5 protein-coding genes and 1 pseudogene are annotated in these 7,236 nt (G+C 40.9%); 3 read left to right on the forward strand and 3 right to left on the reverse strand.

Going from position 1 to position 7,236, the window contains the following annotated elements; translation table 11 throughout:
• Nucleotides 1-9: 9 nt before the first annotated feature.
• Both ABD985_RS00485 and ABD985_RS00490 read left to right on the forward strand, forming a co-directional pair.
• Nucleotides 10-1,227 carry an NADH-quinone oxidoreductase subunit D gene (locus ABD985_RS00485; protein ID WP_345368444.1) on the forward strand — a complete coding sequence of 406 codons (1,218 nt, stop codon included), beginning with the start codon at nucleotides 10-12 and terminating at the stop codon, nucleotides 1,225-1,227.
• Nucleotides 1,228-1,313: 86 nt separating this feature from the next.
• Nucleotides 1,314-2,600: a glycosyltransferase family 4 protein gene (locus ABD985_RS00490; RefSeq protein ID WP_345368445.1), complete on the forward strand. Its 1,287-nt coding sequence runs from the start codon at nucleotides 1,314-1,316 to the stop codon at nucleotides 2,598-2,600.
• 405 nt (nucleotides 2,601-3,005) lie between these two features.
• Here ABD985_RS00490 and ABD985_RS00495 read toward each other — a convergent pair.
• From ABD985_RS00495 to ABD985_RS00505, 3 genes and pseudogenes are all read right to left on the reverse strand, one after another.
• Nucleotides 3,006-3,164: pseudogene (locus tag ABD985_RS00495) on the reverse strand (IS256 family transposase); the annotation flags it as partial.
• A gap of 45 nt (nucleotides 3,165-3,209) precedes the next feature.
• Nucleotides 3,210-3,737, reverse strand: a complete 528-nt coding sequence (locus tag ABD985_RS00500) for an IS30 family transposase (protein ID WP_345368447.1) — start codon at nucleotides 3,735-3,737, stop codon at nucleotides 3,210-3,212.
• Between the two features lie 312 nt (nucleotides 3,738-4,049).
• The gene (locus ABD985_RS00505; protein WP_345368448.1) at nucleotides 4,050-5,975 is read right to left on the reverse strand and encodes a hypothetical protein; all 1,926 of its coding nucleotides are present in this window, start codon (nucleotides 5,973-5,975) and stop codon (nucleotides 4,050-4,052) included.
• 229 nt (nucleotides 5,976-6,204) lie between these two features.
• Between ABD985_RS00505 and ABD985_RS00510 the strand changes: the two genes are divergently transcribed.
• On the forward strand, nucleotides 6,205-6,924 hold the full coding sequence (locus ABD985_RS00510; RefSeq protein ID WP_345368449.1) for a hypothetical protein: 720 nt from the start codon (nucleotides 6,205-6,207) through the stop codon (nucleotides 6,922-6,924).
• Nucleotides 6,925-7,236: the final 312 nt, after the last annotated feature.

Genomic DNA, 7,236 nt, shown 5'->3' on the forward strand with positions numbered 1-7,236 from the left:
TATAGCAAAATGAGTAGAGCGATTCAATACCAATACGACCCGAAAAACCTTGAAAAATCCGCTCCTGCTTTTTATGACGAAAGCAAGTTGCGTTCTGAAGAGATGATCCTCAACTTAGGCCCTCATCACCCTTCTACGCACGGGGTATTGCGATTGGAAGTCGTAACGGATGGAGAATATATTGTTGATGTAGTGCCACACTTGGGCTACCTGCATCGCTGTTTTGAAAAACATGCGGAGTCATTGGCGTTCAATCAAACGATTCCTTACGTAGATCGAATGGATTATATGGCGGCCATGAACTCAGAACATGCCTATGCCATGGGGGTAGAGCGTATGCTAGGAATTGATGACCGTATTCCCAAGCGAGTAGAGTACATCCGTGTATTGGTAGCCGAGTTGAATCGTTTGGCTTCTCATTTTATAGCTATTGGTACGTATGGGTTGGATATTGGGGCTTTTACGCCATTCCTATGGATGATGCGTGATCGTGAACATATTCAGCGTTTGCTGGAGTGGGCCAGTGGGGCGCGTATGTTATATAACTACATCTGGATTGGAGGCTTGTACTATGATCTTCCGGTAGGTTTTGAGGAGAAGTGTATGGAGTTTGTGAACTACCTACGCCCCAAGCTGAAAGAACTGGAAGGGCTAATCATCTATAATAAAATCTTCGTAGAGCGTACCGCTAACGTCGGTGTGCTACCCTTGGACTTAGGAATTAATTATGGTGTATCAGGTCCGATGCTAAGAGGTAGTGGCCTGAAATTTGATCTGAGAAGGGTCGACAATTATTCGGTCTATCCGGAACTGGACTTTGATGTTCCAGTAGGAAAAGGAGAAGTGGGTACAGTGGGCGACTGTTGGGATCGTACCTATGTACGTGTCGCAGAGTGCTGGGAATCGCTGAAAATTATTGATCAAAGTCTGGAGAAACTGACCAAGGAACATAAACGTACGCGTGATTTTGACCCTCAAGCCTTAGTCCCTAAAAAGATACGTCCAAAGCAAATGGACTTTTACGTAAGGGCTGAAAACCCTAAGGGTGAGCTAGGCTTCTTCTTCCGTACTGATGGCAGAAGCGATGTGCCCGTAAGAGTGAAGGCAAGGGCATGTAGTTTTAGTAACCTATCCGTACTTCCAGAGATCAGTAGAGGTGTCGCTTTGGCAGATTTGATTGCGATCATGGGATCTATTGACGTCGTGATGGGAGAGGTGGATCGCTAAGGGAAGAAGGAGTGGAACCTTTTGTATAACATTTTAGTAATTCAACCTAGATATGCTATTCTGAACCACTACTCCACTCACCGAAGGTGAAACTCAACAAAGCGAAGCTTTACTCAACCAGCAGCGCAAGCTGCCTCAACAACGATAAAGTGAAGAGGGCATTGAAAATAGAGATTATAACACATAGTTATCCTCCAGATTTTGGAGCAGCACCTTTGTTGTTCGAAGATCTGGCGGATTTTTTATTGCAACAAGGATGTGATGTAGAGGTATTGACTGCAATGCCGTATTACCCGATTGGTGTGATTCCAGAGGGGTATAGGAAGCAACTGTTTGTTCGTGAAGAGCGAAAGGGAGTGACAGTGCGTAGACATTGGCTCTATCCCTCCAATCTTAGTAGTAAAAGAAGTAAACGTTTTGCCGGAATGATCTCCATGAGCCTTACGATGCTTCGATCATTACCTCATCTATTGAGAAGAAATCCGGATATCTTATTTATTCAGACTCCTCCTATGATGACACCCTTGCTTTTTTTGCTATGTAAAAGGCTGATCAGGGGTAAGGTAATCCTCAATATTTCCGACCTATGGCCAGAGGCTATCGTGGATCTAGGGTTGATGCAAGATAAAGGATGGGTGTATCATAACCTAAAAAAGCTACAATCCTGGATGTACCGACGGGCTGATGCTTTGGTGGCCCAGTCGAATGGAATCAAGCAACATCTGGAAAAGGAGGGTAGATCCATTGACTTGATTTATAGGGTAGGGGTCGATACCCGCTTATTTCAACCCAAAGAATACAGGGATATAACAGAGAATAAACCTTTTCGTTTGGTATATACTGGAGTGCTTAATGTTGCTCACGGAATCGTTTCCTTATGCCAGCAAATCAACTTTAAAAGCTTAGGCGCAGAGCTACATATTTACGGAGACGGCGCCAAGTCCAAAGAACTAAAGGAATTTTTAAAAGAAAATCCAGATAGAGGAATCGTTCTGCATGAGGTCGTTTCCCTAAAAGCGATTGCGGAACTACTTCCGACTTATGATGCTGCTTTGATCTCCCAAAGAAGGGTTATCAGAGGGACGCTACCGGCCAAGGTGTATGAAAGTATGGCGGCAGGTCTTCCTATTGTGTTCAGTGGAGGGGGAGAGGCTGCCGATATTATTGAGGAACATCAATGTGGTTACGTGTCTCACCCTCAGAATATTGAGCAACTGAAAGAACATATTCAGGAACTAGCCCAACAAGGTCCTGAGGCCTTAGCCGAAATGGGACAAAATGGTCGGGTGGCAGCGTTGGAGCATTATGATCGAAGAGGACAGCACAAGCAGCTGTATGCATTTTTTGAGGGGGTATTCAGGGAAAAGAAATAGAACTATATAGATATGGTTAGTGTGTGGTAAGGTGAGGCCTCCTATGGAGGCCTTTTCTTTTTGCTATTAATGCACCTATTCTCAATCTCTTATGAAACGATAAGGTGGTGTGGTAAATTCAGGTTTTAGTGATTTTGGTAGAGCTTTGGTAAGCCTAACACCAGAATGACACCAGTTTTTGGTTGGCTATAGTACCATCTTTTCAAGATCTGCAGCGTAACAATTTTTAAATAATTGGCAAATAATCTATACGGAGGCGAAGACTGTAAGCTCGTATCAAATGAAAGGCTAACGAATGAATCGCTAGCCCTTCTATTTTACATGTTTTGCAGTCAACCTATAAATGCAGCTTTACGTAGATCATAAAAGTTAAAAATGGCTCTGGATTTTTCTTATTGGGATCATAGCCTCTATGGCACTGTTCAGAAACTGCTTTAGCAATGGGACAAAAACACCACCTTCCCTGATTAGGGATTTTCCTGTCTTCAATTGCTCCAATGCCATGTCGCGCATTGCTTTGAATTCTGCGTTTTGCTGATAATCTTTGTCTTGATGCTTGTCCATAATGTTGCAAATTATAAAAATTAGAAATTACGGACAGCGTTTATTTTACAGTCTCTTTTGATTAAAGATTGAATGATATTTTTCTTTTGGTGTCATAAAGTCAAATCTTTTTCTTGGCCTTTCATTCAAAATATCTTGAATACTTCTCACATCTTCATTCGTGATCTTTTCGAAAGATGATCTCTTCTTAAAATACTGTCGAATCAATCCATTCATATTCTCATTAGCACCTCTTTCCCATGAATGATAAGGCCTGACAAAATATACTTGAGCCCCTAGCTCTTTACTGATACGTTCATGACACGAAAACTCTTTTCCATTGTCTGCAGTAATGGTCTTTATCAAGCCTTTAAACGGCTTCAAAACTCTAATCAGAGCATCTGCTAGTTTCTCAGCATTTCTATCTTTCAGTCGCTGTATCCAAGCGATTCCTGTGGCTCTGTCATTGACTGTAAGCAATGCTCCTTTGTGGTTCTTTCCGATCACTGTGTCTATCTCAAAGGTCACCGAAGCGTTTTTTCTCTTCGACAACCTCAGGCCTTTCTTCAATACTTGAATCCAAGAAATAGCCATATTAAGACACGAGATTTACTCATCACTATCTGGAAAGATACCCCTCTGTCCCGGGATGATTTTTTACGAGAAGTAGTTCATTGCCGTGATCTAGGTGTGAAACTTCAGGTCAAGTATATGCTCTTCAACTAGGAACATTTTAATTTTGAGATTCCTTCAAGACTGTACCCTTGGATCGAAAAGGAAATTAATATAGCCTTGCTATCATAGTGGGGTAGAAGAGTTTATTTTTGTAGTATCTGGTAGTGCGAAGGCGTAGTTCTTTAACCTACTCTCCACTCAAAGGGAGTAACTCTACACGCCAGTTGCAGCTTACTTCTCAAGGGTAGAAAAATACATATAAACCCCTTCGTGTGAAGGATCAAAAATGGTATAGTTATAAAAAGGCTGATAGTCCTGATGATAATTACCAAATTCCATTTCATTTAGATCGATATGCTCAAACACTTTCAAGGAAGTTCTCGTATCAATGTCATATACGACAGTTCCTGTCGTATATTTCTTCTCATAGTTTCCTGTGACCAGAACTACTGAGTTGGTTTCCGGGTCGACTCCTTTACTCTTTAGAAATCCATAAAATGGTGCTTCACTCTTAATGGAAGTAGTCGATAAGTCCCAGATTTTCATGGACTCCAAATCTTCAATAACGAATAATTCTTCTGTATTATTAAAGTTAAAGAAAGCGTCCGATCGGTGTCCGCCATCCCAGGTGAAATTACTGACTTTTGAAAAACGATTCGTCTCTTTTTTGTATAAAGAATAACGAGTCAGGACGTACTTCCCATCAGGGGAAATCTTGACCAAATTATCCGTGACATTATCTATAAAGAAGGCTGCTTCTGATGTTTCAAAAGGGATACAATAAAGCTTCTCATTCCATTTGCCAATGATATTTCCCTGGTCATCTACTCGCATAGCATACAAAAATGAGTAATGATCCTTTAGAGAAAAACCGGAAAACAACGTATATATATTATAGTTTCTCTTGATTTCCTGTTCTTTAAACGCAAATACCTTTAATAACATGGTAGAATCCGAAAAATCCACCGAGATCCCATGCATACCAGAAGGGGATATTTTGGTGTAATCTCCCAATAACGAAGCATCAAAAGTAACGTCCCTTGTCAGGTCATTTTTATCTAGCACCTTCCACTTTCCTCCTAGCTTAACAATATGAGCACCAAGAGACTTACTATAATAGTGTTGCTCTTCCGAGTACCTTCCCAATTTTTCTTTAATTTCCAAACGAGGTCGATAAATCCCTGGATGTTTATAAGTATAGTACTCGTCTGTAGGAGGAGAAGAAAATGTCATTTGTAAGCCGAGCGAACTGTATCCAAACGGTACCTGATGAATCAATACCCTTTCCTGAGTACGATAATCAAAAGGTTCAAAATTCACCGTTTGCTCCGGGCCTGTAAGTTCCGAGGCGTCCCATGTAATTTCTACGGTATTTTCGTAGAGGTAAGTCATTTTAATATTAGGTTCAAAAGAAGCCTTAAAACTTACCGTTCCATCATTTGAACGATTATTTTTGGTATGTGCTTCTACCCGGTAAACTACTTCTCCGCAAATGAAGGTCTCATCCCGAAAAGTAGTACTCTCACGGTCATCTATTCTCTTCAGTACCTGTTCCGGTAAGTCAGTGCCATATCGACACCCTTTCTTTAACTGTGCATATACCTGATAATGGCTAAAATTGGGATGCTCAGCCACAGACCAGCTCAAGTTGACAAAACCATCGGTCGTATCTACGGCAATCTGTAGAGGTTTAGGCGAGCTAGTATCCCAAATAACATTAAAGAGTTGCTCCCAATACACTTGTTCTCCTCCCAGCGCATTCAACAAACTACCGGAACCCGACGTAGCATAAACAATGACTTTTAATTCATTATCACCTTCTTGTAGGTTACTTTCTTTAATCAGCGCCTCTATATTAAGGTTCGTAACCTTACTTTCCACGGAAATTTCTTTTTTGGGAAGAAAAAGGTTTCCTCCGAGAAAGATTTCGTAGCCCAGTAAATACTTTCCTTCATCGGCTGCGATATTGAGTCTAACGGTTTCCTCACTAAATAAAACGATGCTGTCTGCCCCAGACCCATTCAGGAAAACATCTACTTTTCCCTTCACCAGCGGCTGTAGCTCTTCATCGTAAAAAGTGGCATCCGGAAAGTAGCGACATCCTGTCAGGGAAAATAAAGTGCAATAAAAAAAAATGATTGGGGTATACCTTCTCATGGTGTAAAAAATCAAAATATGCATCTAATGAATAGGGCTGCCAATTTAAGAAAAAAAGTATATTTATTCATTTATAAAATGGATTCATAAAATAATTCCTATACCTTTAAACCAAAAAGCTGATATACAGGGTATGAACGAATGTTTATGCATTTTTCGACGGGTCAGACACCTCAACGGCATATCCCTACGGTACTTCATGTTCAACAGGTAGAATAACTATTTTTTTATGAACACCTTATTCCTCCGCACTTTATTTCTGTTATTATTTTCGGTTGCCTTATCGTTTCAGGTCTCCGCACAACAGGTTGAAATTTCTGTCTACTCCGGTTTGGGAGCTTATCAAATGACTGGTGCCCGCAGTATTCAGCAGATCATAAAAAATAGCATGTCAGCTCTTCCTCTTGAAACCGTAGAGAACTTCCCTCCCTACTGGCAATTCGGAGGAGAAGTATCCTTTTTAGTCAAAGGAGATTTGCGAATGGGATTACACTACAATATGGCTTCTACAGGTGGTAAACTACATTATGGGGACTACTCCGGAGAAATAAGTTCAATACAGTTGATCCATCGCTCCTTAGTAGGAGTTAGCGCTAGAACTGAATCGAGAATTAACCGAAAGGGATTAAGTTTTGAAGTCGGAATTGTTGCAGGAATCAACTCTACGACGATGGATCTGCTCAGCAAGATTGACCTACATGATATACATACCTCAGAACAGACGGAAAGCTTTAAAAATAACTCCCTTTCTCTTCTTCCTGAAATAGGATTGAAGCAATATTTAGGCCCTTTAGTGCTGAAGGCTTTTGTGGGAGGGGAATATACCTTTGATGCTAAAGTAAAACCGGACCCCTCCTCTGATGGATACTTGGCAGATGCGTCCAACAAACCGATTAACTTCTCCTGGAATAGCTTGAGGACTGGCGTAGGGGTTGGATTTTCTTTTTGAAAGCATGAAAAGCTTGGAGTTGTTACATTTGAGTGGAGAGTAAGTTAGACAACTTACTTTACTAAGTGATAAATCCACCCCAAAAAACTGTTCCAAAAGTGTTCCACGATATCTTGTAAAAGTCTAATTTTCAATACTTTCTGTTATACATGATTAGTGTGTGGTAAGGTGAGTCTAATGAAAATAGACTGGTTCATAGAACTAAAAGAAAAGAAACAGGTCACCACTATTTTTTAGCGTGTGACCTATTTTTAGTGTGCCGTGCATGGTATTTGGCTAGGTGGTGCAAGTCCACTGTGGGGGATGGTAGTT

The sequence above is a fragment of the Algivirga pacifica genome (genome assembly GCF_039543525.1).
GTDB classification, from domain to species: Bacteria; Bacteroidota; Bacteroidia; order Cytophagales; family Flammeovirgaceae; genus Algivirga; species Algivirga pacifica.